A 26,307-nucleotide genomic window follows, 5' to 3' on the forward strand; every position below is an offset into this window, starting at 1 on the left:
CTTTTTATCGATATAGTATTCCATGACAGCTGAAATTATTACTGGTGCAGAAATTGCTATCCGGTGTCTCCAGAAAGAGAATGTTAAATTTGTTTTTGGTTACCCTGGGGGTGCGGTATTAAATATATACGATGCGATTTTCCAACAAAAATCTTTCAAACATGTGCTTGTTCGGCACGAGCAAGCAGCCGTTCATGCGGCAGACGCTTACTCAAGGGCAACTGGTGATGTTGGTGTAGCATTAGTTACATCAGGACCTGGAGCTACAAACGCAGTTACAGGAATAGCAACTGCTCACATGGATTCAATTCCAATGGTCATTATCAGTGGTCAAGTGCCAACTCATGCGATAGGCCAAGATGCTTTTCAAGAGTGCGATACTGTTGGTATTACAAGGCCATGCGTAAAGCATAATTTTTTAGTCAAAGACATTAATGATATTGCAAGCACAATTAAAAAGGCATTTTATTTGGCAGCAACTGGCCGACCAGGTCCTGTACTTGTAGATATACCCAAGGATATTACTGCTGAAACAGCTGAATTTATGTATCCTGAAAATGTAACTCTAAGGTCTTATAATCCTATTACCCAAGGACATAGTGGCCAAATTAATAAAGCGTTGGATTTACTAATTAACGCTAAAAAGCCAATGGTATATTCAGGCGGTGGCGTAGTGCTTGGAGATGCATCTGAAGCCTTAACAGAGTTTATTAAGCTTCTAGATTTTCCTGTAACAAATACCTTAATGGGGCTAGGTGGATTTCCCGCCTCCCATGAAAATTTTTTAGGTATGCTAGGAATGCATGGCACGTATCAGGCTAATATGGCAATGCAAGAGTGCGACGTTTTGTTAGCTGTTGGCGCGAGATTTGATGATAGGGTGATCGGGAATCCTGATCATTTTTTAGCCAAACCAAAAAAGATTATTCATATTGATATTGACCCTGCCTCTATCTCTAAAAGAGTTAAAATTGATGTCCCAATTGTAGGTGATGTCAAACTTGTTCTTGAAGATCTCATTTCTGCATTCAAAGCGCTTCAAGGAAATAGTTCTGGAAATTTACGCACTGATTGGATGAAGACGATAAATCTTTGGAAGCAAAAAGATTGTATGAGGTATGAGGATGATGGCACGCAAATTAAACCTCAGAAAGTTATACAAAAACTTCATGAAGTCACAGATGGTGAAGCCTTTATCACTTCAGATGTAGGGCAACATCAAATGTGGGCTGCACAATACTATCCATTTGATAAACCAAGAAGATGGATCAATTCAGGAGGGTTGGGCACAATGGGTGTTGGCCTTCCTTATGCGATGGGCTGTCAACTTGCTTTTCCTGACTCACAGGTTGCGTGTGTAACTGGCGAAGCATCAATCCAAATGTGTATCCAAGAACTTTCAACATGTAAGCAATTTAACCTTCCTGTAAAAATTGTTAATCTGAATAATCGTTATATGGGTATGGTTAGACAATGGCAGGAGTTCTTTTACGGAAACCGTTATGCAGAGTCTTATATGGATGCTCTGCCAGATTTTGTAAAACTTGCTGAATCTTATGGTCATGTTGGTATGAAGATTGAAAACTCATCAGATATTGAAGGTGCATTAAAAGAAGCATTCTCCCCAAAACTTAAAGAAAGGTTAGTTTTTTTAGATTTTATAACTGATCAGACAGAAAATGTTTTCCCTATGGTGCCAAACGGTAAAGGTTTGTCAGAAATGATTTTAGCTGATGATGCAGAAGATTTATAAATGAGGCACATTATTTCATTACTTATGGAAAATGAAGCAGGTGCTCTTTCAAGGGTATCAGGGCTCTTTTCAGCTAGAGGTTACAATATTGAATCTCTATCAGTTGCCCCTACTGAAGATCTCTCACTTTCAAGGATGACCATTGTAACAAGTGGTTCTGATGAAGTGATTGAACAGATCATAAAGCAATTGAATAAACTTATTGATGTGGTTAAAGTTCTTGATTTACATGATGGGGATCATATTGAACGGGAATTAGTTTTGGTCAAAGTTAAAGCTAATAAGCAATACCGAGATGAAGTTCAACAACTAAGTAATAGCTATGGAGGTCGAATTATTGACTCCTCAGAGAATATACTCACAATTGAATTTACAGGAACATCTACTGAACTAGATAATTACCTAAAAAGCTTAAATAGTGCTTTTGTGGTCGAAATTGTAAGAACAGGTGCTTCGGGTATTGGCCGTGGCGATAGGATTTTAAAAATATAATTTTTTAAGGAATGGTATGAAAGTTTATTACGATAAAGATACGGATTTGAATGTTATTAAACGTATGAATGTAGCAATAATTGGGTATGGCTCTCAAGGTCATGCTCATGCAAACAACTTAAGTGATTCTGGGGTTGATGTTGTTGTTGGGTTAAGGGAGGGCTCTTCATCCGCTGAGAAAGCATCAAAAGCTAATTTAAATGTAAAATCAATCGAAGAGGCTACCAGCTCAGCAGATTTGGTTATGATTTTAGCGCCAGATGAATTCCAACCCAAAATTTATTCTGAAAAGATTGAGCCAAACCTCAAAAAAGGCGCAACATTAGCCTTTGCTCATGGTTTCAATATCCATTTTGGAGAAATCAATCCTAGAGATGACCTCAACGTGATTATGATAGCTCCAAAAGCGCCCGGACATACAGTTCGATCTGAATTTGTTAGGGGTGGCGGCATTCCAGACCTTATTGCCATTAAGCAGGATGCAACTGGGAGTGCAAAAGAAATTGCTTTGTCTTACGCTTCAGCGATTGGAGGTGGGAGAACAGGAATTATAGAGACAACATTCAAGGATGAAACAGAAACAGATCTTTTTGGCGAGCAAGTGGTGCTTTGTGGAGGGACCACAGCACTTGTTCAAGCTGGATTTGAAACGTTAGTGGAGGCAGGTTATGAGCCTGAGATGGCATATTTTGAATGCCTGCATGAGTTAAAACTAATAGTAGATTTAATGTATGAGGGTGGAATTGCTAATATGAGATACTCAATTTCAAATACAGCTGAATATGGCGATGTCACCAGGGGCCCAAGAATTATTACTCCTGAAACTAAGCTAAGAATGAAAGAAATACTGAAAGAAATTCAAGACGGCACTTTCGCAAAAGAATTTGTTAAGAACGTTGGAGATCTTCCAGCTAAAAGAGAAACCCAACGTAAACATAAAATAGAGCAGGTTGGAGAATCACTCAGACAGATGATGCCTTGGATTAAAAAAATTGTAGACAAGTCAGTCAATTGAAGATAAAAAATTATCCTATTATCGCCAGGGAGGGATGGTTATATATAGCTATTAGTCTTATCTTAAGTGCTTATTTAACTACAATAAGTTACTCAATCTCCGTCCCATTTTGGATAATAAGTATATTTATTATTCAGTTTTTTAGAGACCCTCAACGAAAAATTAGCAGCGCTAAAAATGTAGTGGTCTCTGGTGCAGATGGAAGGGTCATAGCGATTGATGAAACAATGGATCCTTATCAAAAAAAGAAGTCCATTAAGGTAAGTGTCTTTATGAATGTCTTTAATGTCCACTCGAATAAAGCTCCTATTGATGGAAAAATTTTAAAGAAAGTTTACTACGCTGGTAAGTTTTTAAATGCAGCTCTATCAAAGGCTTCAAATGAAAATGAAAGGTGTGCGATTATCATACAATCAAAAAATAACCCAAAAAAAATTATTACCTGCGTTCAAATTGCAGGACTTGTTGCCAGAAGAATCCTTTGTTACAAAGATAAAGGTGATGACGTGAAAAGGGGTGAAAGATATGGGTTTATTAAATTTGGTTCAAGAGTTGATCTTTATTTACCTCTTAAAACTAACGTGAAGGTCCAGGTCGGAGAAAAAGTTAAGAATGGAGAGTCAATTATTGCTGAATTTATTTAATTAGAATTTATGAAAGTTTCTAATTGTATCAATGCTTTTGAATAAACCTCTTTTTTAAAATCAATTACCTCATCATTTGGCTTCCAATAATCAACCCATGACCAATTATCAAATTCAGGTTTTGGTGAATTTTTAAGATATATATCATTTTCATTTCCCAGAAATTTTAATAAAAACCAAATTTGCTTTTGCCCTTTGTACAAATTATTGTCTTTTCTTACCCAATTCTTTGGAACATCATAATATAACCAGTCATTTGTTCTTCCCAAGATTTCTATCTTACTCTCATCGATGCCTACCTCTTCCTTTAATTCTCTAAACATTGCCTCTTCAATTGTTTCATTTGACTTAATTCCTCCTTGGGGAAATTGCCAAGCATTTTCATTCGTTCTTTTGGCCCAAAGTACCTTATGATCGTCATTAATTATGACTATCGCAACATTTTCACGATATCCTTCTTTATCAATCATTGGTATTATCCCTATTTAATTCAAACAATCTTTAACACTAAAAATTTACAACATGTTAAAACAAAAAAAATTATCAATATTTAGTTTAAAAGCATCTATCTTAATCATTTTAACTTTTTTTCTGATTATTCTTTATTTTTATTTTTCATCTTCCTTTCAAATTAATAATGCATCCAAAGCCTACATAACGAATCAAGGTGACAATACGGTTTCAATAATTGACTTAGAAACATTAAAAACATTAAAAACATTAAAAGTCGGAGTAGCTCCGCTTGGCATAACTATTTTGCAGAAGAAGAAATTAGTTTTTGTGGGAAATGTTGGTACGGACGATATATCAGTCATTGATGCAGTAAACGACAGACTAATAAAAACAATCAAGCTCGGAACTGCCCCTCTCAGTCTTGCTTCTAACTCAGAAGAGACAGAAGTTTATGTTACTGACTGGTTTCAAAATAATGTCCTAACAATATCAGCTGATGAAATGAAAGTGACCGGTAAATTAAAAGTGGGTGTCACGCCCTCAGGAATAGCTTATAACAAAAAATATAAGTATCAAGTAATCACCAACCGAGATGCAAATACCCTAGAAATTTATAATGAAGATGACGATTTAGTAAAAAAAATAGAGACAGGAAATCATCCTTTTGGTGTTTACTCAAAAGATGATTTTGCCTATGTGGCAAATGTTTATGATGATTCTGTAAGCATTATAAACCTAGTAGATTGGTCAAAATATGAGTTCATGGTTGGAGCGCACCCCTATAACGTTAGAGTTCATAATAAGATTGCATATGTAACAAATACTGTTGATGACACCATTACTATTTATGATCTAGGTTCAAAAAAAATAATAAAAACATTAGACACGGGCGAGACACCCGAAAATTTAGATTTTGATATTAATCAAAATTTGCTCGTTGTAACCAACTGGGGAGGTGATTCAGTTTCAATTTTCGATACTGAAAGCTTTCAGCATATTAAGGAAATCAAGACAGGTGCGCAGAGCAGGTCTTTTGGAGATTTTATACTTCAGTAAAGTTTTTATAGTAGTATATGGAATTATTAAAAAACAAAAAAAAGGATTTATAAGGAATGAAAAAAATAATTTTTACTCTACTGGGTATCTTATTCTCTACTCTAGCTTTTTCTCATGGCCCAACGCCACAAAAGGTTCAAGAGTCTGTGATAATAGCAGCCTCTCCAGAAAAAACATGGGAAGCATTGAAGAATTATTCTGAATTCGAAAAAATTATGAAGGTAAGATCCTTCAAAGATAAATTAATGAAAGCTAAATACGAACTTATAAAAACAGATGTCCCTTTTTCTGATTACAATGCACAGATTAGAGTCAAAAAAGGTGAAAATGATAATGAGTCGGTTGTTCAATGGACAGCAAGGTTTTATAGAACATATAAATTAAACCCACCCATCCCAGAAGGACAGGATGATGCTACTGCTGTGGCCGCTGTAAAAGAAATTGTTGGACCTGGATTGGCTGGATTTAAAAAATATGTTGAGTCACAATAATTTTTTTAAAATTTAATTAAAAGCGGATAGTTTACTCCGCTTTTTTAATGCTCACAATCAATCCACAACCATTACCAAAAGCTATTGTTTTTTGGCTTCATGGCCTCGGTGCCGATCAAAATGATTTCGTAGACTTTATTAATCTACTTAATCTAAAACAATTTACATTCATTCTTCCAAATGCTCCCTACAGGAAAATTACGTTGAATCAAGGCGTTGAGATGCGTGGCTGGTATGATATCGAATCACTTAATTTTGAAAAGCAAGACGAATTAGGTTTACAAAAATCAATGATATTTATCGAATCGATTTTAGAAAACCAACTCAAAATCTCAAATAAGAATAAATTATTTATAGGTGGTTTTTCACAAGGAGCTGTTTTAGCACAGTACATTGGTTTAACTTCAAAATTTAATTTTACAAAAATAGTTTCGCTCTCTGGTTACTGCCCAGAAATAACTCTATCAAAAGAAAAATCCAATCTTAAAATTCAAGCAATTCATGGGGTTGATGACAATGTTATCAACATCAATTTAGCTAAGGCCTCCTATGAAAAACTTAAAATTATTAAGAATTTTGTTTTAAAAGAATATAAAATGGGGCACGAGGTTATTAATGAAGAAATTTATGATGTACGTGATTTTTTATTAAGAGATTAGGGTGATGACTACAGAAAATATAAATCTAGAGAAGCTTATTGCCGAACTTGAATCAATTGTAAATAAAATGGAAAGTAATGACCTTAACGTAGAGGATTCACTTAAGTCATATGAAAAAGGTATTAGTTTAATTAAAAATGCCCAAAAAAAACTAAAAAAAATAGAGCAAAAAGTAGAAATTCTTTCAAAAGAAGGTAATTTAGAGAATTTTAATACCGATGAATAATGCATTTGATTCATGGCAAAATTCTCACCAAGATAGAATTAATAAATTTTTAAAAAAAAAATTATATACACCTAATACCAAGAATACAATCCATGAAGCAGCGAATTATGCATTATTAAATGGCGGCAAACGATTTAGAGCATTACTGATATATGCTATTGGTGAAATTAATGCTACCGACAAAACTAATCTTGATTTTATTGCGGCTTCGATTGAAATTATTCATGCATACTCACTCACTCATGATGACTTACCTGACATGGATGACGACCCAATTCGAAGAGGTTTACCCTCCTGTCATGTCAAATACGGTGCATCTCAAGCAATCTTAGCTGGTGATGGACTCCAATCACTGGCTTTTGAATTTTTAGTTTCACCGGATTTATGTGTTAATGACGCAAAAAAAATTGACTTGCTCAACTTTCTTTCCAAAGCTATAGGTATCAATGGAATGGTTTATGGTCAATCATTAGATATGGAATGCTCCAATAAAGAAATTGATATTAAGCTATTAGAAAAAATACAGAGAAAAAAAACAGGAGAGCTCATACATGCAGCCTGCACAATGTCATATTCAATATCAAATTTTTTTGAGCCATCAGTACAGGAAAAAATTTCAAAATTAGCATATCTTCTTGGGCAGTTATACCAAATAATAGATGATATATTAGATAGCACATCTACCTCTGAAAACCTTGGCAAGACATCCGGTAAAGATCAGAAAGATAATAAAGCTACCTATGTTAGTATCCTAGGGGTTGTGGAATCAAAAGAAATAAAAGAAGGCTTTTATTTAGAAATTAAAGAACTTGTAAAAAAAATTCCAGGAAATACTCAAATTCTTAATCATTTAATTGATAAGATTTATGCAAGAGATTACTAAGAAAAAATGCTAATAGACAACATTAAAAGTCCTAAAGATTTGAAAAAACTTTCTAGGCCAGAGCTAAAAGGTTTAGCTAAAGAAATTCGTGAATTTCTCATTGAAAGTGTTTTTGAGACGGGTGGACATCTATCGTCAAATTTAGGAGCCATAGAGCTCACACTAGCTATTCACTATGTTTTCGATGCGCCAAACGATAAGATTGTTTGGGATGTTGGTCACCAAACATATACACACAAAATTATTACTGGCCGAAAAGATATGATGGGCTCTTTAAGAAAAAAGGGTGGCCTCTCAGGCTTTCCAAATCTTAAAGAAAGTATCTATGACAATTTTGGGACAGGTCATTCGAGCACATCAATTTCTGCCGCGTTTGGTATGAGCGAGGCTTTTAGAATTAGAAAATCTTCAAATAAAGCCATAGCTGTCATCGGAGACGGTGGAATGACAGGCGGTATGGCCTTTGAAGGTTTAAATAATGCTGGAGCCTCAGATAACGACTTTCTTGTCATCCTAAACGATAACGATATGTCAATTTCAAAAAATGTAGGGGCGCTCAATAATTATCTTTCCAAACTACTCTCTGGAAAAATTTATGGCAGTGTTAAGAAATCTGGTAAGGCAGTTTTTTCAGCCCTACCACCTGTTCTTGAGTTAGCAAGAAAAACAGAGGAGCATGTAAAGGGTATGATGATTCCCGGAACTCTATTTGAGGAATTTGGTTTCAATTACATTGGTCCTATTGATGGTCATGATATCGATATATTGATTGATACACTCACAAATATTAAATCTCTAAGTGGACCACAGTTTCTCCACATAGCCACAAAAAAAGGATTTGGATTTTCACCGGCTGAATCTGATCCGAATAAATTTCATGGCGTTAGTAAAAAAAGTACATCTTCTGAGAGGATGAGTTATACCGAAGTTTTTTCCAATTGGCTTCTAGACGCCGGTAAAAAAAATAAACAATTATGCGCCATTACACCAGCAATGGCTGATGGGTCAGGCTTAACAAACTTTGCTAAAAAATATCCAAAGAGATTTTTTGATGTAGGAATTGCTGAACAACACGCATTAACATTTGCTGCTGGCCTTGCATCTAATAACATTAAGCCAGTGGTTGCTATTTATTCTTCTTTTTTACAAAGAGGATATGATCAATTTATTCACGACGTTGCCCTTCAAAATATTCCAATGTTATTTGCTATTGACCGAGCAGGGATTGTTGGGGCTGATGGTCCAACTCATTCAGGAAACTTTGATATCTCTTTTTTAAGATGTATACCTAACATCGTTCTGATGGCACCAAGTAATGAGAATGAATCTTATGCCATGCTTGAATTCGGTTATAAATACAAGGGAGTGTGCGCAGTCAGATATCCTCGCGGAAATGGTTTAGGTAACAAGCTCAATAAAAATCTAAGTGATATTAAGCTTGGAAAAAGTAAAACACTTATTTCGGGTGAAAGAACAGCTATATTAGCCTTTGGCCCAACCCTTAATACATGTATCGATGTTGCAAACAATTTAAATGCAACGCTCGTTGATATGAGATTTGTTAAGCCTATCGATGAAAAAGCAATTATAAAATACGCCAAAACCCATAAACTTCTAGTGACAGTTGAAGATAATACGGTCCATGGAGGTGCCGGATCAGCGGTCCTTGAGGTTTTAAGTAAACATAAAATAGTAATTCCAACAATAACGATAGGCATTCCAGACAAATTTGTTAGTCAGGGATCACAAGATGAGATATACAAGCAATGCGGCTTAGATAAAGATAGCATTAGGAAGAAAATTGTTATGAACTTTAAGTGATGCTAACATATCGTATTACTTTAAGAATAATTTAAATACTCATGAATAGACCGACATCTCCAGAATTGATCGAAGACGTTCAAAATATAGCAGATAAGAGACATCTTGATATTGACCAAGTTGGTATCAAGGCGATCAAACATCCCATTGTTGTTAAAGATAAATCAAGTGGCTCGCAGCATACAATCGCAAACTTTGATATGTATGTGCAACTACCTCATAATTTCAAAGGGACACATATGTCCCGATTTGTTGAAATTCTTAACGAAAATGATAAAGAAATATCAGTTGAATCCTTTGAAGGAATCCTCAGGGCTATGCTTGATAGATTGGAGTCGAAATCATGCAATCTCTTCATGAACTTTCCGTATTTTATTAATAAATCTGCTCCTATATCGAAAGTTGAGAGCTTGTTAGATTATGAGGTAACCTTCATTGGTGAAATAAGTAATGGTGAATATAAAAACTCAACAAAAGTCGTTGTGCCTGTGACAAGCCTCTGCCCATGCTCAAAAAGCATATCTGAATATGGGGCGCACAATCAAAGATCGCATGTGACGGTAACTGTTCATGCAAATGAATTTGTTTGGATTGAGGAAATTATCGAGATCGTTGAAAAGCAAGCATCATGTGAATTATATGGCCTTCTTAAAAGACCAGATGAGAAATTTGTTACAGAAAAGGCTTACGATAATCCAAAATTTGTTGAGGATATGGTTAGAGATATTGCAACAGAACTAAAAAATGACAAAAGAATTAAATCATTTGTAGTCGAGTCTGAAAATTTTGAGTCAATACACAACCACTCTGCCTACGCACTGATCAAAAGCTGATTTAATTTATTTAAATTCAGCTTTGAATTTAGTTTTTAATCCCAACAAAAGGACAATAAAGCCCACTAACGGAAGTATAGCTGAGAGCATGAATGTGTCCGCCATTCCGCTATATTCAATCATATAACCACCACCAAGCCCGCCAATTGCACCGCCTACGCCGTAAGTAATACTATTATACAAAGATTGACCTCGAGCTTGATGTTCATTATAGAAGAAGTGAGCAATTAGTTGGATTGATGCAACGTGAAAACTTCCAAAAGTGGCTGCATGCATTATTTGAGCAGCTATAAGAATTAATATCGAGTCTACATATGCCCCTATTAAGAAAAATCTTAAAACCGCTAAGGCTAGACTTATTAAAAGTACTGACTTAAGAGTAAATTTACTCAATATTTTTGGCATAAGTAGGAAAATTAATATTTCAAATACAACTCCCACAGACCAAAGGAGCCCTATGGTAGCCCCAGAATAGCCTTGGTCTTCTAAAAATATTGAGTAAAAGTTATAAAGCAACCCATGTGAAGAAACCATTAAGGCACAACTTAAAAGCAACACTATTACCTCTCTCCTCTTTAATATTGGCCATATGGACCTTTTATTAAATTGAGTAAAATTTATTTTTTTCTCAGGAAGAATAAAGGCTAAAAGGAAAATTACTAATTGCGTTACTAATAAAGCATATATTAATGATCTCTCTCCATAAGAGTCAATCATGATGCCTAATGATAGCGCGGCAACAATAAATCCGATTGAACCCCATAATCTTATATGGCTATATTTTAAATCAGCTTTATTCGCTTTTAAGTGCGCCAATGTCAGTGATTCCGCAAGTGGGAGCGTTGAGCTTGTAAAAATACTCATTGCCATCATGACGATAAAAATATTTACAAAGGTATTTGACCAAAAAATACCCATGAAAATAATAAACCCAAAAAAAGAGGATATCTTAATCCATTTAATATACTCACCGGATTGATCTGCAACCCATCCTAAGACATTTGGGGCAAAAATTCTACTGATCTGAAATAACGAGAGTAAAGCACCAATTTGTAATGCGTTAAATGAGAGAGATTTAAGATAAATCCCCCAGTAAGGCACGAAAAGGCCTACGAAAAAATAGTAACAAAAGTAAAAGCTTGAAAGACGACTATAAAAAAATGGGGTCACACTGAGAAAGGATTATTTCTTTCTACATCAGCATTTTGGGCTCTATCCCTTAAGACATGATCAATTATTACTAAAGAAAGCATTGCTTCAACGATTGGTACGGCTCTAATTGCGACACATGGGTCATGTCGCCCAGTCGTTTTCATATCGACTTCATTGCCATCGGTATCAATGGAATGTCTATCTTGCGGAATGCTTGAGGTGGGTTTAAAAGCAACATTGACTGCTATATCCTGTCCTGTTGATATACCGCCCAATACACCGCCAGCATTATTTGATTTAAAGCCTTTAGAGCTCATTTCATCACTATGCTCAGTACCTTTTTGAGTGACACTATTGAACCCAGCTCCAATTTCAACTCCCTTAGTCGCATTAATACTCATCATCGCTGATGCAATGTCTGCGTCAAGCCTTGAAAAAACTGGTTCGCCCAGTCCTATAGGCATATTTTTAGCACATACAAAAATATTAGCGCCCACAGAATTTTTATCTGCTCGAATATCGTTAAGATATATTTCAAGGTCTTTTAATATTGACTCGTTGGGTGCAAAAAAGGGGTTTTTATTAACTACTTCCCAGCTTTTAAATGGTATGTCAATTTCACCTAATTGCTTAAGGTAGCCCATAACCTCAATGCCTTTATTTTCCTTTAACCACTTTTTAGCAATGGCGCCCCCTGCAACTCTAATTGCAGTTTCTCTTGCGCTTGACCTTCCACCACCCCTAAAGTCACGAATACCATACTTATTAAGATAGGTGATATCAGCATGCCCCGGACGAAAAACTTCTTGTATTTTTGAGTAATCTTGACTTCTTTGGTCTTTGTTTCTTATGATCAACCCAATAGGAGCTCCCGTTGTGACCCCTTCAAATACCCCTGATAAAATTTCAACAGAGTCATCTTCTTTTCTCTGGGTAACGAACTTTGAGGTTCCGGGCTTTCTTCGATCCAGATCAATTTGAATATCTGATTCAGCCAGCTTCATTCCGGGAGGGCAGCCATCAATAACGCCGCCAATAGCAGGCCCATGTGACTCACCAAAGGAAGTCAGTGTAAAGATCTGTCCAAATGAATTTCCTGACATATTTTTAATTAACCTAGTTTATTATTTAGTGATTATATCATTTGCATCATACTTAAAAAAAAATTACCTTTCGATTACAGAAAATTCTCCTGGCTTAATATCGCTGATATTGAATTCACCTATTTCTGTCCTTACTAGCCGAAGTGTAGGATAAGATATCGCTGCCGTCATTCTTCTCACCTGCCTATTTTTCCCCTCTGAAATTTTAATTTCTAACCAAGAGGTGGGTATAAGTTTTCTTTTTCTTATGGGTGGATTTCTTAACCATAAATTTGGATCATCAATTTTTTTAACCCTCGCGGGCTTTGTTAACTCCCCTTTTATTATTACTCCCTTACTTAATTTGTTTATATCATTGATATTTGGAATATTCTCCACCTGCACTAGATAGGTTTTAAAAACATTATTGTTTGGGCTCGATATTTTATTTTGAAAAGCACCATTGTCAGTTAAAATAAGAAGACCTTCACTATCAGTATCTAAACGTCCTGCAGGGTAAACATTTTGATAGGGTATGAAGTCCTTTAGTGTTGAATACTTTTCATGTTTTGAAAACTGACTGATAACACCATAAGGTTTATTAAATAAAATCAGCATAAAATTTTAAGCAATAAGGAAAATAGAATGGATAGCAAAATTAGCGTTCCTCTTGATGGGGAAAAAATAAGTATTAATTCTAACCTGAAATTGGATGTTCCCAATAATCCAATTATTCCATATATATGTGGAGATGGTATTGGAAGTGATATAACACCTGCAATGCAAGCCGTTGTCGATAAAGCTATCATAAAGGCATATGGAAATAACAAAAAAATTGCTTGGATGGAGGTTTTTGCTGGAGAAAAAGCTACCGACATTTATGGTGAGGGTGTATATCTTCCCGATGAGACTATTGATGCGTTGAAATCATTTATTGTGTCCATCAAGGGACCATTAGCAACGCCTGTCGGTGGGGGTATTCGTTCGTTAAACGTTGCGCTAAGGCAGTCACTTGACTTATATGTATGTCTGAGGCCCATAAGGTATTATCAAGGCGTACCGAGTCCAGTTAAGAACCCTCAGAACGTAAACATGGTCATTTTTAGAGAGAATACTGAAGATATTTATGCTGGTATTGAATATGACGCCTCATCAGATAAAGCAAAAAAAATTATAGGACTACTTGATGAATTTGGTGATAAAAATAAAATACGCTTTCCTAACTCAGCTGCTATTGGAATAAAGCCAGTTTCAAAGGAAGGAAGTCAAAGGTTGATTCGTAAGGCTATTGAATATGCAATCGATAATAATCGTAAGTCTGTAACAATAGTTCATAAAGGCAATATCATGAAATTTACGGAGGGTGGATTTAAAGAGTGGGGGTATGAGGTAGCAAAAAAAGAATTCAATGCAAAAGTAAATAATCTTGGTTTTTACGAGATACCGACTAATCAAAAAATAGACGCCATCAACAAAAAAATTATCATTAAAGATATGATTACAGATGCCTTTCTTCAAGAGGTCTTACTTAATCCAAAAGATCATGATGTAGTGGCTACGTTAAACCTAAATGGGGATTACGCTTCTGATGCATTAGCAGCTCAAGTTGGAGGTATAGGTATTTCACCGGGGGCAAACATGTCAGACGGGGCAAGTATATTTGAGGCTACACATGGAACTGCACCAAATATTGCAGGCAAGAATATGGCTAACCCAAGCTCATTAATACTGTCAGCACAAATGATGCTCGAATATATTGGATGGACAGAAGCTTCCTACGTAATATCTGGAGCCTTTGAGAAGACCTTGAAAGAAAACAAGATTACGGTAGACCTGGCATCCCAAATTTCAGGTTGCGAGGCATTGTCAACTTCTGACTTTGCAACAGAAATTATTGCAAATATGTAAAAAAAGGTTCCGAGGAACCCTTTATTTACTAGTCAGCTTTTTGGATATTTGAAGCTTGCTTGCCCTTCGGACCCTCAGTTACCTCAAAAGTCACACGAGCACCTTCTTTCAAACTTTTGTAACCTTCTTCAACGATTGCTGAAAAGTGAGCAAATAAATCATCACCGCCATCATCTGGAGTGATAAAACCAAAACCTTTTGAATCATTAAACCATTTTACTGTTCCTGTTGCCATTACGATACATCCTTTACAAATTTGGGAGGCCCCTAAAGAATCGCTTACTGTATATGTTGTCTGTAGATTGTAAACCTAGAAGAACGACTGATACGAATAAACCAAACACCTGAAGCGAATTTAACTCCTGTGCCGAATAAAAGTCAAGCCATTTTACAAAAAAATTATTCTATGTATTTAATGATATCTTCATAAGGTAAGGCGCCCTCAATTCTTTTTCCACTGGATACAATGATCGTTGGGGTTGAGGATATGCCAAGTTTCTTGGCTAGCTCTAAATTTTCTTCAATCGGAGTGTCGCAATTACCGTCATTTTTTGGAAGTTTATTCTTAAGCATGTAATTATTCCAGGCGATTGTTTTATTTCCTGAGCACCATATTTTTTTTGACTTATTCATTGCATCAGGGTGAATAGCTAGTGGGTATAAGAAGGTATAAATGGTGACGTCTTTTAGATTAGATATAGTTTCTTTCTCAAGCTTCCTGCAAAATGGGCAATCTACATCAGAAAAGACAGCGATTCTTCGGCTTCCATCACCCCTTTCCTCTTTGATTGCATTTTTAAAAGGCAGGCTATCGAAATCTACTTTGTTTAGTTCCTCCAGCCTTGCAGATGTAAGGTCTATTTTTGTTTTTGGATCAACTACCCTACCCTCAACAATTAAAAAGTTAAAGTCTTCATCACTATAAATAATTTGGCCTCCAATAAAGATTTCATAAAGGTCGTTATAGTTTGTTTTCTGAATACTTTTAATCGTTAATTCAGGGTAAGTTTTTTTAATAACCTCTCTTAATTCTTTCTCGCCCGATATAGCGTGTAAATTGATAAAGGTTAAAAAAATTATTAGCGCAATTTTTATCATGAGATAGCCTTTTTAATAAGTTGTTGTTTTAGAAATTTTGATTTATCGAGCACGCCCATACCCTTCTCTATCAAACTAGTCACAATAGATGATTTCTTTGAGAAAATCCAATTAAGGCCAAGCGTTAAAAACCCCATCTGACTCACATCTTCCTTTCTCGCTCTCTCGTATTTACGCAAAAAACCTCTCAAACCAATATCCAGATATTTTTTTCTATCTATAATTTTTTCTAAGTAAATAATATCCCTTATACCAAGATTTAATCCTTGTCCTGCCATAGGATGAATAAAGTGAGCTGAATCACCAACAAGCAAAACACGACCCTTAAAAATACTCTCAACACTGTTCATAAAAAGTGGAAAGGATTCTTTTTTTGAGGCGATTTTTATATCTTTATAATAATTACCGATAATTTGACTTAATTCATTCTCAATAGATTTATCATCAAGGCCATTAAGTTTTGTGAAGAAGTTAGAATTGCATGACCAAACAATCGAGACTAATCCTTCCCTCATTGGCAGCACTGCTAAAATACTTTCTTTTAAGAAAAATTGAAATGCTTGCTTTTGTATTTCGGATTTAACTTTAAGCTCAAATGATAGCGCCGTCTGATTAAAGTTGTGCTTACGAAGATCGATTGCTATTTTTTCTCTAACCTTTGAGTTAGCACCATCACATGCAATTATAATCGATGCCATATGATCCTCATTAGGTAACTTTAGAATTGCTTGATCTTGTTTTTTTTGAATCTCAAAATCAGTGGATAGTTTTTTTAAATTTTTATTATCAAATGTGTTCTTAATCGCTTCATCAAAATCTTTTTCATTTACCATGTAAGCAAGTGCTGGTTTTTGTGCGTCGTCCGCATTAAGGGTGACCGAGTTCTTAACAGAGCTATCAAATATTTTCATACTTTTAATTTCGCTCAGTGACTCAAAAAAAATTGAGGGTAGACCAAGTGACCTTAACCAATCTACAGAGGATGGAGATAACGCAAAAGTTCTGTTTTTAACACTTGAGTCTTTTGTGAAATGGTTGATTTCAAAACCTTTTGATTTCAACATCAAGTGCAGAAGCTCCCCGATTAAACCCCCACCTACGATAATAATCTTATTTTGAATATTATTCACCATAGCTCATCTTCCTAACAAATGATTGCTTGATGGGTCTTGAAATATCTAATAAGGTAAGCGCATAACCCCTGGCTTTTTTAAAGCCTACCAAGTCATTCGAAAAGCTCTTTACGAGCAACTCAGTAAAACCAAGTATTTTCTTTCGTTCACTTAACCTTGATTGTTTATAGCCATTAATCAAGGTCTCTAGATTTTTAGTATTTAAATCATCTCTTAAGGACTGACTAAGTTTATATGCATCCTTAAACCCTGTATTTAAACCTTGGCCGGCAACAGGATGCATGGTCTGTGAAGCATTTCCTAGTGCGACAATATTTGAATGTATTACCTCTACATGTGTTTGTTTTAAATAAAATGATATTCTTTTCTCACACTCTTTAAATCCTCCAACTCTGTCTCCAAAGCTTTCGTGAAGCTGTGATAAAAAACATTCATCATTCAATTTTTTAAGGTCTTCTATAAATTTTAACGGCCCCGTCCAAACCAGTGAGAATTTATCTTCTTTATTTGGTAGCAGGGCAATTGGCCCCTTGGAAGTGAATCTTTCATAGGCGATATTACGATGAGGTATTTCAGACAAAACCTTTGTTACAATTGCAGCATGATTGAAGTGTTTTATTTTCTTATTTAATTCTAACCCTTCAATTCCTTCGGCTGTCCCATCAGCCAAGACAACAAATTCACTTTTAAATTTTTTAGTTTTATTGTTGGTTTGCAATGTAAGGTTCAATGAAGCTTCTTTGTCCGAACATTCAGTAACCTTTGTTCCATAAGATATCTTAACGTTTCTTATGCATTCTACTTCCTCTTGAAGGGCTCTCATCAAATCCCCGTAGGAGATAATATAACCTAATGCTTCCTCATTATATTCTGCAGCATCTAGCATGGTCCTGCCAAAAGAACCAGCCTGACTTGTATGTATTTTTTTTATCCTTGTAATTTTTTTTTCTAATCGGTCCCATACCCCTATTTCCTCCAAAATGAGTCGACTTCCGTTTGAAAGGGCGAGTGCTCTATTATCATGATTTGTGGAATCATGCTCTTTAGATTCAAAAATTTGAACATTGCCTATGCTGGTGCGGCTTAATATTGCAAATATCAGGCCAACTGGCCCACCGCCAATAATTGCACAATCAGGCACTTGACGTCCCAATAATTGCTTCAAGCTCATTAATCTCTTTTGGCGCATTCTTGCTTAAAACATCATAGCCATCAGAGGTGACTAAAACATCATCTTCTATCCTCACCCCTATGCCCCAGAAATCTTTAGGCACATTGTCCGATGGCCTAATGTAACAACCTGGCTCGATAGTTAGAACATTTCCCTCGGAGAACTTTACAGCCACTGACGAATTATTTTTAGATAAATATTTACCTACATCATGAACATCTAATCCAAGCCAATGGCTTGTTCTATGCATAAAGAACTCTTTATATAACTCCTTTTCATAAACCTCATCCCTTGAGCCAATTAAAATATCTAAATCGATTAAACCATTAATGATAATTTTAAGTGCCTCTTTGTGCGGGTCATCAAAAAAATTTCCTGCCTTAACTTTTTCAATGGCAGCTTTTTGAGCAAGCAGAACTAATTGATAAATTTCTTTTTGGGCTGAAGAAAATTTGCCATTCACAGGGAAGGTTCTTGTTATATCAGAAGCATAACTTCCTACTTCACATCCAGCATCTATTAATAGCAGATCTCCATCCTTCATTTGGGAGTCGTTTTCTACATAATGAAGTGTGCACCCATTAATCCCAGACGCGACTATTGAGGAATATGCTGGGTTCCGTGCACCGCCCTTAAAGAATTGATTTAAAATTTCACCTTCTATTTCATACTCGTATTTATTAGGTCTGGTTAGTTTCATTGCATGTATATGGGCATTAGCGGCAACATCTGCTGACCTTCTCATTAAATTGACTTCAAAATCATTTTTAACCACCCTCATATCATCAAGGATTTCGGATAAATCTTCTCTCAATTTATTATTTTCCTCGAACCACTTAAGACTCAAAATATTATCAATCTTGGAAGATGGCAATAAAAATACACTCTTACTTTTTAAAAATTTAGGAATTAGTTTGTGGGCCTCAGTTAATGGGTAAGCCTCTTCAAATAAAAATTCCTTAGATGCTTGCTTTGGACCATAAATAAAACCATTCCAGACCTCTTTCAATTCATCTTTCGGCTGACAAAAAATGATAGATTTTGGATTTTTACCGCCAAAAATCATCAAAACTGTCTCTGGCTCTGGGAACCCTGATAGATAATGAAAGGTACTATCAGATCTAAATGGGTAGTAACAATCTTTATTTCTTATGGATTCCTTAGCGTTTACGACGATAGCAACATTGTCACCTATTCGAGTTGCAAGCCTATCCCTTCTATTTTTAAATTCTTTATAATCCTTCATATCTTCACTCATCTAAATTAAGCATATTTAAACGCTCTGGGGTACCTACGTCTGACCAAAGCCCTTCAAATAATTCACCTTGAATGCATTTTTTACTTATTGCAATTTCTAGTATTGGTGCTAATTTTATTTTATTTCCCTCCGCCAATTCAGAAAAAAATTTAGGGTCATAAATAGCTATACCTGAAAAGGTCAAAGGCCTTTCAGAATTCATAGTTAATATTCCATCATCCATTATGCCAAAATCACCTTTGAGATTATGCTCTGGGTTATTGACAAGAACCAGATGGCCCATGCTCTTTTTTTGTAAAGATATCATTTTTAAATTTTTGTAATTATAGTCTGAAAAAATATCTGCATTAATCACTGCAAATGGGTCATCTCCAAGGTACTTAATTGCTTTTTTAATCCCCCCAGCAGTTTCTAACGCTTGCTCTTCTTCAGAAATAGATATATTTAATCCCCATTTAGAGCCATCACCGACAAATTTGATTATCTCTTTTGATAAATATGCCACGTTAATTACAATATCCTTAAAATCAGCTTCACATAATTTAATCAAATGCCAGTCTATCAAGCACCTCCCCTTCACCTTTAATAAGGGTTTGGGACAGTTTTGAGTTAAGTTACCCATTCTCTCTCCTCTACCTGCAGCAAGGATCATTGCTTTCATTTGATTACTTTATCCAAAAAATTTCTTAGTTGATGAAAATCTCGATACCTCTCAGTCGCATCCATTAAGTACTTCTCAACTAATGGAATGTTCTCAAGGTACTGATTTTTTTTGTCTCTAATCGAGAGTCTTGCGAAGATACCTAAAATTTTTAGATGTCTTTGAATACCCATACATTCAAAATCTTTATAAAAAGTTGAAAATTCTAAATTTATAATAAGTTTATTGATCTTTGCTTTTTCCCAATATCTTACGACATGGTCTAGGACGATTTCCTCATCCCATTCAATATATGCATCTTTTAGAAGTGAAACAAGATCATATGTGACTGGTCCCTCTAAAGCGTCTTGGAAATCCAGAATTCCAGGATTATTTGATTTTTGATTCATCAAATTTCTACTGTGATAATCACGGTGAACAAAAAATTTCTCTTGTTTTGAAACTTTTTTAATAATTTTTTCAAAACAAGCTAATAACTCCTCATTTTCTTTATTAGTTAGCTCAATTTTTTTATATTTTTTTAGGTACCATTCTATAAAAAGAGTCATTTCATCAAAAAGTATTTTTTGAGTGTAGATTTGACATAGATCTTTTTTAACCAATTTCTGCATTTGAATAATTGATTCAATTGAGTCGCTATATAAACGTTGCTGATTATCATCATTTAAGACATCTAGATAGGTATCTCTTCCGAAATCCTGCATCAAGATAAATCCAAGCTCATCATCTTCATCATATATATCTGGAACATTGACATTTACTGTATTTAGAATCTGTCTAATCTTCAAAAAAGCTTCAATCGATTCATTCTGAGGTGGAGCATCCATAACTATAAAGCTATCTTCAACAGTTTTTACCCTAAAGTATCTTCGAAAGCTTGCATCACTCGAGGCAGTAGAAATAGAAAAATCTATTTCTAATTTTTTGGAGAGCCAATCTTTTAATAAATCTATTCTTTTTAAACTATCCAAATGATTATCTCTTTGATGATAAATAAGTTCTTTTTTAATTTACATGAGTTATAATCCACAACTCACTGATTTATATATTAGTTTTTAAAATATAGACAAAGGTTTATTTAAAATTTAAATGATTAAAATGACTATATCAGGTTTCGTATAATTTGAATTTAAGAACAAAAAAAATATGGATTTTTTTATTTGTGTTTTTTCTATTAAAAAACACAATTCTTATCGCTGATGAGAAAAATAATAATGCATCCACACCATATCAAAACTTGTCAGAGAATAGCGTACTTATTGAAGGTGACTCTCTAGAAAGCATTCTTGATAGAAAGCTTAGGGCCACTGGAAATGCCTCAATTTTAAAGGGCAATCAATCTATAACAGCTGATTTTATAGAATACGATCAGATCTCTGAAGAACTCTATGCTAAGGGTCAAATTAAAATTACCACTCCAGACCTCGAGCTAAAAGGCTCAGAATTGGAAATGTCTTTAACTGAAAATACTGGTTCTATTGCAAATGCATCTTTCGTAGCAAATATTAATGAAGATAGCACTTCTAAATTCAACAAAGAACTAAGAGGTACTGCTACAAAAATATTTTTAGAAGGTGAAGATAGAAAGAAACTAGAAAACGCAAAAGTTACAACATGTGAGGCAGGTCAGAATGAATGGTTCATATCTAGTGATGAGACAGTTATCGATCAATCTTCAGGCAACATCAAAGCAAAGGATGCTGTGCTTTCGCTTAGAGGTATCCCGATTATGTACTCACCTTATGTTGACTTTTCAACCACATCTCAAAGAAGGTCTGGCTGGTTACTTCCAACAGCTGGATCTACAACTACAAGTGGCTTCGAAATGTCAATTCCATATTACTTCAATTTATCTCCTACCCATGATGCGACGATTACGACAAGAAATATGGCAAAACGTGGATTACAACTTGATGGTGAATATAGATACTTAAGTGAAAATTTTGCAGGCACATCGCAAATTCAATACCTAAATAAGGATAAAGAATCTGATATAGATAATCGATATCTATTGGATATTAGACATAAGCACAATTTTGGTCATGGGTTTACCGGAACGATCGAATATGAAAAGGTGAAAAGTGGTGATAATAATTATTTTGCAGATATGTCAACAAGCATTGCCGTTACCAGCCAGGTAAGTTTAAGACAAACAGCACATTTAGATTATAACAAGACTGATGATCTATCTGATATCAAAGCAAGCTTGAAGGTGCAAGAATTTCAAAACCTAACTTCAGCATCTCCATATGAGCTAAAACCAAGTTTTAATGTAAGTTTTAAGAAGGATTGGGAGAATAAAACAGATCAATCACTGTTTTTACAAACAGATGCAAATTTTATGTATGACCAGTTTGATACTGGAAATAATGCAGCAAATAATATTGCTACAGGCTCAAGGGTTGCCTCAACTCCAAGCATTTCATTTCCAATTGAGGCTAGTTTTGGATACTTAAAACCAAAGTTGATAGCGAATTTAAGACACTATGACCTTGATGATGCTCAAACTTCCAAAAAAAGCATAGCCATTCCAACTGTATCGCTTGATTCTGGCTTATATCTTGATCGCCCTTTTGAGCTGAGTGGGTACAATTTTATTCAGACACTGGAGCCCAGAGTTTTTTATACATACACACCATATGAAGACCAAACTGAAATTCCTATGTTTGACACATCTTTGAATGAATTAAATTCAACTACAATTTTCCAAGAAAATCAGTTTTCTGGTCAAGATAGAGTGATGGATACCAATGCAATTACAACAGCTCTTACTACAAGAATTTTAGATGATTCAGGTTATGATTGGGCGTTATTAACCATGGCGCAAAGATTTTACTTATCTGATAGAAAAGTATTAGAGGAGGATCAATATGCTAATTCATCTTATAAAGGAGATACGTCAGATTTTTTAGTAAGCGCTCAAGCAAACCTAACCAAATCATTAAGATTAACTAGTGATTATGAATACAACTTTTCTGAGGATGTGACAAACAAGTTCACAGCTGCTGCTAGATTTAAACCCGAACCAGGGAAAGTATTAAATGCTTCTTATCGTATGGTTTTAAATCCTTCATCTGGCGAATATGACGTCAAACAATACTTATTATCTGGTCAATGGCCAGTAAGTTACGGATGGTCAGCATTAGCAAGTTATAATTATGATATTTACGAGCGACATGATATTGAATCAATGCTTGGTGCAGAATATGATGCAGGATGCTGGACAGCTCAGTTCATGTTCCATAGACTTCAATTAGCTACTGATGAAAATTCTACTAATACATTTTTTATGATGCTTGAAATCGGTGATCTTGGATCATTTGGCCAAGGAGATAAGGCAAGCTTATTTGAAAAAATGAATAGAACGGTCAAGGGAAGTTCATTTGCAAGTGACCTCCCTGATCAATACCGCGAAAAAAATTTAGAAGATACTTTTAACAACTAAATGATAGCTAAAGTTATTTTTATTTTTGCACTGATAATCCTTCAAAATATTTTTTTGATAAATCCAGTTTCAACTGCACAAAAATATATTGAAGTTGACACGATAGTTGCTATTGTTGAAACACAAACAGTTACAAATTCAGAGCTTAACAAAAAAAAAGAAAGTATGAGAAAAGCAATATCTCAACAAGGAGAAGATGAGCCCTCTGATAAGAAAATTACAAAATTAGCTCTAGATCAACTGATTACTGAAAAATTAGTCTATGACTATGCATTGACGAAAGGCTTAGAAGTTAATCAAGAACAACTCAATAACGTTATGAATAATATTGCTAAATCTAACAATTTATCTGTTGAAGGACTTATTAAAGAAATTGAAAAAGATGGTTCAAAATATTCTGACTTTAGAAATGATATTCGTATGCAATTACTTTTTGATCAAGTAAAAAAAAGAATCATTAGTGCAAATATAAAAATTTCTGAATTTGAGATTGATAACTTCATTGAGCTTCAAAAAGAAAGAACACCCACCAAGTATAATTATTCTCATATTTTTATAGAAAATGTTAAAAACGATGGTGATGCTGTTTATGATGATGATGAAACAAAAAATAAATTAAAAAAAGTAATAAATCAGCTTAAAGAAAATAATTTTGATGAAGTAGCAATAGATTATTCAGATGGTCCAATGGCCACAAAGGGAGGGTTGGTTGGATCAAAAATTATTAATGAGATTCCAGATATGTTTATAGAGATTTTAGAATCAATGAATATTGGAGAAATAAGTGCACCAATAAAAAGCTCATCAGGCTTTCATTTGATTAAATTGAATCGAATAGAAGAATTTGAAATAGAATCTATAGTTGTTAGGCAATCAAAAGTTAAACAAATCTTACTTAAGAAGAATCAAATTATATCTGAGGATGATATCAATAAAAAACTAGAGAATATTCGAAATATGATTATCGAGGGTATGAGTTTTTCTGAGGCTGCTGAAAAATATTCAGAAGATAGCTCCGCTGCAAATAAAGGAGATCTAGGTTGGCTAAATCCAGGAGATACTATCCCTGAATTTGAAAAAGAAATGGATGATTTAGAATTAAATGAAATTAGCGAACCATTTAAAACGGCACTTGGATGGCATTTGATCCAAGTAAGTGATAGAAGAAAAAAGGATCTTTCATCAGAGTCATTAAGAAAAAAAGTGAAAGAAAATTTACTCAAGCAGAAAACTGATATCAGATTCAATGATTGGGTCAAAACATTAAGGGAGGGGGCGCATGTAGAAATATGGCTTTATGAAAACTAATGAAAAGATTGCCTAATCTTATTATTACATCTGGCGATCCAGCGGGAATAGGACTGGACCTATGTGTGATGTTGGCCTTTAAAAAATTTCAGGCAGATATCACAATTATCGGAAATAAAGATGCCATTCTTTCCAGAGCTAGGCAAATGAGAAAAAACATTAAGGTTTCAACAAAATTAGGTTCGCACTTAGGAAATGGAAACTTTAAAATAATCAATATTGATTATAAAAATCCAGTTGTTGCCGGACAACTTGATAAAAGTAATTCCTTACAGCAGCTAAAGGGATTAAAAACTTCAATCGAGCTGTGTTTAAGTAAAAAATTTGATGCGTTAATTACGCTTCCAATCCATAAAAAAATTCTTTCATCGCAAAAAAATAAATTTTCTGGTCACACAGAATATATTGCAGATGCTTGCGGTTTTAAAGGAAATGAAGTAATGCTTTTATCCAGCAAAAAATTAAATGTAGCACTTGCTACAACCCATATTTCACTGAAGGATGTACCAAGCAAGATTTCTCAAAAAAATTTATGCAATACTATCTCAACCCTTCATAGTGAACTGAAAAAAAAATTTAAAATCACTTCTCCAAAAATCACATTGACTGGTTTAAATCCACATAGCGGAGAAGATGGTGAGTTTGGTGATGAAGAAATAAGAACAATAAGGCCAGCTATTAAGAAAATGCAGGGGTTCGGTATTTCATTAATGGGCCCTATTCCTGCAGATACGGCATTTACACCAAAAATAATGAGAAATACAGACTGTTATCTCACGATGTATCATGATCAAGGATTAGCGCCCTTTAAAGCTCTCACCTTTGGAAAAGGCGTAAATGTGACACTTGGATTACCGATTATAAGGACATCCGTAGATCACGGTACTGGACTTGACATTGCTGGCTCAAATAACATTGACCCAAGTAGTTTTTTTGAATCAATTAAATTAGCGATTAGTTTAGCTAAAAATCAATATTGAAAGCAAAAAAAAAATTTGGCCAAAATTTTTTAGTTGATCGCTATTTCATATCTAAAATCATTAAGGAAGTTAATCCAAAAGAGGAAAACAATATACTTGAAATTGGTCCTGGCAAAGGTGCAATCACGGAACCGGTATTAAAGAAAATTAATCATATCTCAGTTGTTGAAATTGACCCTGATATGATAAAAATTTTAAGGAATAAAATTAGCACTAAAAATATATCCATACTAGCTGAAGATGTTCTAGGTATGAATGATAAATTCTTTAAAAAATTTAATAAAATTATTGGAAATTTACCTTATTACATAGCGACTGAAATAATATTAAAACTTACAAAAATATATAGCTCTTCATCTGAATTATACTTTATGGTTCAAAAAGAAGTTGCTGAGAGAATAACCGCTAAACCATCAAACAAATCTTTTGGTCGATTATCGGTTATCCTTCAGTATTATTTTGACACTGAACTTTTATTTGAGATACCACCAGAAGCATTTTCCCCACAACCTAAAATTACCTCTGCATTTATAAGATTGATAAGAAAAAAAAGAGTAAGTCCTAAAGTCATTGATAAAGATAGCTTTGAAAAAATTGTTAAAGTAGCTTTTTCCCAAAAAAGAAAAACAATTAAAAACAACTTTAAAAATATATTATTTGATAAAGATTTTTTTAATCTTGAAATATCACCAAAAATTCGATCTGAGGCACTGACAATAGATCAATTTATAAAATTAGAAAATTATGTCACGCAAAATAATATAAATTTTGATTGCTGATATAAT

At 34.5% G+C, this 26,307-nt stretch carries 27 protein-coding genes; 16 read left to right on the forward strand and 11 right to left on the reverse strand.

Translation table 11 applies throughout. The annotated features are described in order from the left end of the window. Positions 1–22: 22 nt before the first annotated feature. From ilvB to K6112_02785, 4 genes are read left to right on the forward strand one after another with little or no spacing between them, the layout of a single operon-like run. Positions 23–1,753, forward strand: coding sequence for a biosynthetic-type acetolactate synthase large subunit (gene ilvB / locus K6112_02770; protein ID QZP18280.1), 1,731 nt, complete (start codon positions 23–25; stop codon positions 1,751–1,753). Next, on the forward strand, positions 1,754–2,245 hold the full coding sequence (gene ilvN / locus K6112_02775; GenBank protein ID QZP18281.1) for an acetolactate synthase small subunit: 492 nt from the start codon (positions 1,754–1,756) through the stop codon (positions 2,243–2,245). 16 nt (positions 2,246–2,261) lie between these two features. Further along, on the forward strand, positions 2,262–3,260 hold the full coding sequence (gene ilvC, locus K6112_02780) for a ketol-acid reductoisomerase (GenBank protein ID QZP18282.1): 999 nt from the start codon (positions 2,262–2,264) through the stop codon (positions 3,258–3,260). Between the two features lie 2 nt (positions 3,261–3,262). Beyond that, complete coding sequence (locus K6112_02785; protein ID QZP18468.1) at positions 3,263–3,904, forward strand: phosphatidylserine decarboxylase; 642 nt, start codon at positions 3,263–3,265, stop codon at positions 3,902–3,904. On the opposite strand, the gene K6112_02790 is transcribed toward K6112_02785, so the two are convergent. Further along, positions 3,901–4,374, reverse strand: coding sequence for an RNA pyrophosphohydrolase (locus K6112_02790; GenBank protein QZP18283.1), 474 nt, complete (start codon positions 4,372–4,374; stop codon positions 3,901–3,903). The genes K6112_02785 and K6112_02790 overlap by 4 nt on opposite strands. A gap of 52 nt (positions 4,375–4,426) precedes the next feature. Between K6112_02790 and K6112_02795 the strand changes: the two genes are divergently transcribed. From K6112_02795 to folE2, 7 genes are read left to right on the forward strand one after another with little or no spacing between them, the layout of a single operon-like run. Next, positions 4,427–5,413 carry a hypothetical protein gene (locus K6112_02795; GenBank protein ID QZP18284.1) on the forward strand — a complete coding sequence of 329 codons (987 nt, stop codon included), beginning with the start codon at positions 4,427–4,429 and terminating at the stop codon, positions 5,411–5,413. A gap of 56 nt (positions 5,414–5,469) precedes the next feature. Beyond that, on the forward strand, positions 5,470–5,904 hold the full coding sequence (locus tag K6112_02800) for an SRPBCC family protein (GenBank protein ID QZP18285.1): 435 nt from the start codon (positions 5,470–5,472) through the stop codon (positions 5,902–5,904). Between the two features lie 47 nt (positions 5,905–5,951). Beyond that, positions 5,952–6,563: a hypothetical protein gene (locus K6112_02805; protein ID QZP18286.1), complete on the forward strand. Its 612-nt coding sequence runs from the start codon at positions 5,952–5,954 to the stop codon at positions 6,561–6,563. Positions 6,564–6,567: 4 nt separating this feature from the next. Beyond that, the gene (xseB, locus tag K6112_02810) at positions 6,568–6,789 is read left to right on the forward strand and encodes an exodeoxyribonuclease VII small subunit (protein QZP18287.1); all 222 of its coding nucleotides are present in this window, start codon (positions 6,568–6,570) and stop codon (positions 6,787–6,789) included. Then, positions 6,782–7,672 (forward strand): polyprenyl synthetase family protein, encoded by an 891-nt coding sequence (locus tag K6112_02815; GenBank protein QZP18288.1) that lies wholly within the window; start codon positions 6,782–6,784, stop codon positions 7,670–7,672. The genes xseB and K6112_02815 overlap by 8 nt, the downstream gene beginning before the upstream one ends. A gap of 6 nt (positions 7,673–7,678) precedes the next feature. Next, on the forward strand, positions 7,679–9,493 hold the full coding sequence (gene dxs / locus K6112_02820; protein QZP18289.1) for a 1-deoxy-D-xylulose-5-phosphate synthase: 1,815 nt from the start codon (positions 7,679–7,681) through the stop codon (positions 9,491–9,493). 41 nt (positions 9,494–9,534) lie between these two features. Continuing rightward, a complete protein-coding gene (gene folE2 / locus K6112_02825; GenBank protein QZP18290.1) occupies positions 9,535–10,326 on the forward strand; it encodes a GTP cyclohydrolase FolE2 in 792 nt (263 codons plus the stop codon). 6 nt (positions 10,327–10,332) lie between these two features. Here the strand turns inward: folE2 and K6112_02830 are convergent, their stop codons facing one another. The 3 genes from K6112_02830 to K6112_02840 all read right to left on the reverse strand — a co-directional run bounded on the left by K6112_02830 (position 10,333) and on the right by K6112_02840 (position 13,178). After that, positions 10,333–11,496 (reverse strand): MFS transporter, encoded by a 1,164-nt coding sequence (locus tag K6112_02830; protein QZP18291.1) that lies wholly within the window; start codon positions 11,494–11,496, stop codon positions 10,333–10,335. Then, positions 11,493–12,581, reverse strand: coding sequence for a chorismate synthase (gene aroC / locus K6112_02835; protein ID QZP18292.1), 1,089 nt, complete (start codon positions 12,579–12,581; stop codon positions 11,493–11,495). Before aroC ends, K6112_02830 begins: the two co-directional genes overlap by 4 nt. A gap of 63 nt (positions 12,582–12,644) precedes the next feature. Then, the gene (locus K6112_02840; protein QZP18293.1) at positions 12,645–13,178 is read right to left on the reverse strand and encodes a pseudouridine synthase; all 534 of its coding nucleotides are present in this window, start codon (positions 13,176–13,178) and stop codon (positions 12,645–12,647) included. Between the two features lie 27 nt (positions 13,179–13,205). On the opposite strand from K6112_02840, the gene icd reads away from it, so the two are divergent. Beyond that, positions 13,206–14,468, forward strand: coding sequence for an NADP-dependent isocitrate dehydrogenase (gene icd, locus K6112_02845; protein QZP18294.1), 1,263 nt, complete (start codon positions 13,206–13,208; stop codon positions 14,466–14,468). A 28-nt stretch (positions 14,469–14,496) separates the two neighbouring features. Here the strand turns inward: icd and K6112_02850 are convergent, their stop codons facing one another. From K6112_02850 to K6112_02880, 7 genes are all read right to left on the reverse strand, one after another. Then, positions 14,497–14,703: a cold-shock protein gene (locus K6112_02850; GenBank protein QZP18295.1), complete on the reverse strand. Its 207-nt coding sequence runs from the start codon at positions 14,701–14,703 to the stop codon at positions 14,497–14,499. 164 nt (positions 14,704–14,867) lie between these two features. Next, on the reverse strand, positions 14,868–15,566 hold the full coding sequence (locus K6112_02855) for a DsbC family protein (protein ID QZP18296.1): 699 nt from the start codon (positions 15,564–15,566) through the stop codon (positions 14,868–14,870). After that, positions 15,563–16,699: an FAD-dependent monooxygenase gene (locus K6112_02860; protein ID QZP18297.1), complete on the reverse strand. Its 1,137-nt coding sequence runs from the start codon at positions 16,697–16,699 to the stop codon at positions 15,563–15,565. Before K6112_02860 ends, K6112_02855 begins: the two co-directional genes overlap by 4 nt. Next, on the reverse strand, positions 16,689–17,870 hold the full coding sequence (locus K6112_02865) for an FAD-dependent monooxygenase (GenBank protein ID QZP18298.1): 1,182 nt from the start codon (positions 17,868–17,870) through the stop codon (positions 16,689–16,691). Before K6112_02865 ends, K6112_02860 begins: the two co-directional genes overlap by 11 nt. After that, positions 17,833–19,116, reverse strand: coding sequence for an aminopeptidase P N-terminal domain-containing protein (locus K6112_02870; GenBank protein QZP18299.1), 1,284 nt, complete (start codon positions 19,114–19,116; stop codon positions 17,833–17,835). The genes K6112_02865 and K6112_02870 overlap by 38 nt, the downstream gene beginning before the upstream one ends. Positions 19,117–19,120: 4 nt before the next feature. Continuing rightward, a complete protein-coding gene (locus K6112_02875) occupies positions 19,121–19,780 on the reverse strand; it encodes a nucleotidyltransferase family protein (protein ID QZP18469.1) in 660 nt (219 codons plus the stop codon). A 5-nt stretch (positions 19,781–19,785) separates the two neighbouring features. After that, entirely contained in the window at positions 19,786–20,760 is a 975-nt protein-coding gene (locus tag K6112_02880) for a phosphotransferase (GenBank protein ID QZP18300.1), read from the reverse strand. Positions 20,761–20,912: 152 nt separating this feature from the next. Between K6112_02880 and lptD the strand changes: the two genes are divergently transcribed. The 4 genes from lptD to rsmA are packed head-to-tail and all read left to right on the forward strand — an operon-like array spanning position 20,913 to position 26,301. After that, positions 20,913–23,234: an LPS assembly protein LptD gene (lptD, locus tag K6112_02885; protein ID QZP18301.1), complete on the forward strand. Its 2,322-nt coding sequence runs from the start codon at positions 20,913–20,915 to the stop codon at positions 23,232–23,234. Beyond that, the gene (locus K6112_02890) at positions 23,235–24,542 is read left to right on the forward strand and encodes a peptidylprolyl isomerase (protein QZP18302.1); all 1,308 of its coding nucleotides are present in this window, start codon (positions 23,235–23,237) and stop codon (positions 24,540–24,542) included. It begins immediately after the preceding gene. Next, entirely contained in the window at positions 24,542–25,522 is a 981-nt protein-coding gene (pdxA, locus tag K6112_02895; protein QZP18303.1) for a 4-hydroxythreonine-4-phosphate dehydrogenase PdxA, read from the forward strand. The genes K6112_02890 and pdxA overlap by 1 nt, the downstream gene beginning before the upstream one ends. Continuing rightward, entirely contained in the window at positions 25,519–26,301 is a 783-nt protein-coding gene (gene rsmA / locus K6112_02900) for a 16S rRNA (adenine(1518)-N(6)/adenine(1519)-N(6))-dimethyltransferase RsmA (protein ID QZP18304.1), read from the forward strand. Before pdxA ends, rsmA begins: the two co-directional genes overlap by 4 nt. Positions 26,302–26,307: the final 6 nt, after the last annotated feature.

The sequence above is a fragment of the Methylophilales bacterium genome (genome assembly GCA_019823025.1).
Classification (GTDB): Bacteria; Pseudomonadota; Gammaproteobacteria; order Burkholderiales; family Methylophilaceae; genus BACL14.

Coding starts and splice junctions, on each gene's coding strand:
- K6112_02860 (QZP18297.1), bottom strand. CDS start 16,699: ATGGTGAATAATATTCAAAATAAGATTATTATCGTAGGTGGGGGTTTA.
- K6112_02795 (QZP18284.1), top strand. CDS start 4,427: ATGTTAAAACAAAAAAAATTATCAATATTTAGTTTAAAAGCATCTATC.
- K6112_02875 (QZP18469.1), bottom strand. CDS start 19,780: ATGATCCTTGCTGCAGGTAGAGGAGAGAGAATGGGTAACTTAACTCAA.
- icd (QZP18294.1), top strand. CDS start 13,206: ATGGATAGCAAAATTAGCGTTCCTCTTGATGGGGAAAAAATAAGTATT.
- K6112_02850 (QZP18295.1), bottom strand. CDS start 14,703: ATGGCAACAGGAACAGTAAAATGGTTTAATGATTCAAAAGGTTTTGGT.
- aroC (QZP18292.1), bottom strand. CDS start 12,581: ATGTCAGGAAATTCATTTGGACAGATCTTTACACTGACTTCCTTTGGT.
- K6112_02840 (QZP18293.1), bottom strand. CDS start 13,178: ATGCTGATTTTATTTAATAAACCTTATGGTGTTATCAGTCAGTTTTCA.
- ilvN (QZP18281.1), top strand. CDS start 1,754: ATGAGGCACATTATTTCATTACTTATGGAAAATGAAGCAGGTGCTCTT.
- dxs (QZP18289.1), top strand. CDS start 7,679: ATGCTAATAGACAACATTAAAAGTCCTAAAGATTTGAAAAAACTTTCT.
- pdxA (QZP18303.1), top strand. CDS start 24,542: ATGAAAAGATTGCCTAATCTTATTATTACATCTGGCGATCCAGCGGGA.
- ilvC (QZP18282.1), top strand. CDS start 2,262: ATGAAAGTTTATTACGATAAAGATACGGATTTGAATGTTATTAAACGT.
- ilvB (QZP18280.1), top strand. CDS start 23: ATGACAGCTGAAATTATTACTGGTGCAGAAATTGCTATCCGGTGTCTC.
- K6112_02855 (QZP18296.1), bottom strand. CDS start 15,566: ATGATAAAAATTGCGCTAATAATTTTTTTAACCTTTATCAATTTACAC.
- K6112_02870 (QZP18299.1), bottom strand. CDS start 19,116: ATGAAGGATTATAAAGAATTTAAAAATAGAAGGGATAGGCTTGCAACT.
- folE2 (QZP18290.1), top strand. CDS start 9,535: ATGAATAGACCGACATCTCCAGAATTGATCGAAGACGTTCAAAATATA.
- K6112_02800 (QZP18285.1), top strand. CDS start 5,470: ATGAAAAAAATAATTTTTACTCTACTGGGTATCTTATTCTCTACTCTA.
- K6112_02805 (QZP18286.1), top strand. CDS start 5,952: ATGCTCACAATCAATCCACAACCATTACCAAAAGCTATTGTTTTTTGG.
- K6112_02815 (QZP18288.1), top strand. CDS start 6,782: ATGAATAATGCATTTGATTCATGGCAAAATTCTCACCAAGATAGAATT.
- K6112_02790 (QZP18283.1), bottom strand. CDS start 4,374: ATGATTGATAAAGAAGGATATCGTGAAAATGTTGCGATAGTCATAATT.
- K6112_02890 (QZP18302.1), top strand. CDS start 23,235: ATGATAGCTAAAGTTATTTTTATTTTTGCACTGATAATCCTTCAAAAT.
- xseB (QZP18287.1), top strand. CDS start 6,568: ATGACTACAGAAAATATAAATCTAGAGAAGCTTATTGCCGAACTTGAA.
- K6112_02865 (QZP18298.1), bottom strand. CDS start 17,870: ATGAGCTTGAAGCAATTATTGGGACGTCAAGTGCCTGATTGTGCAATT.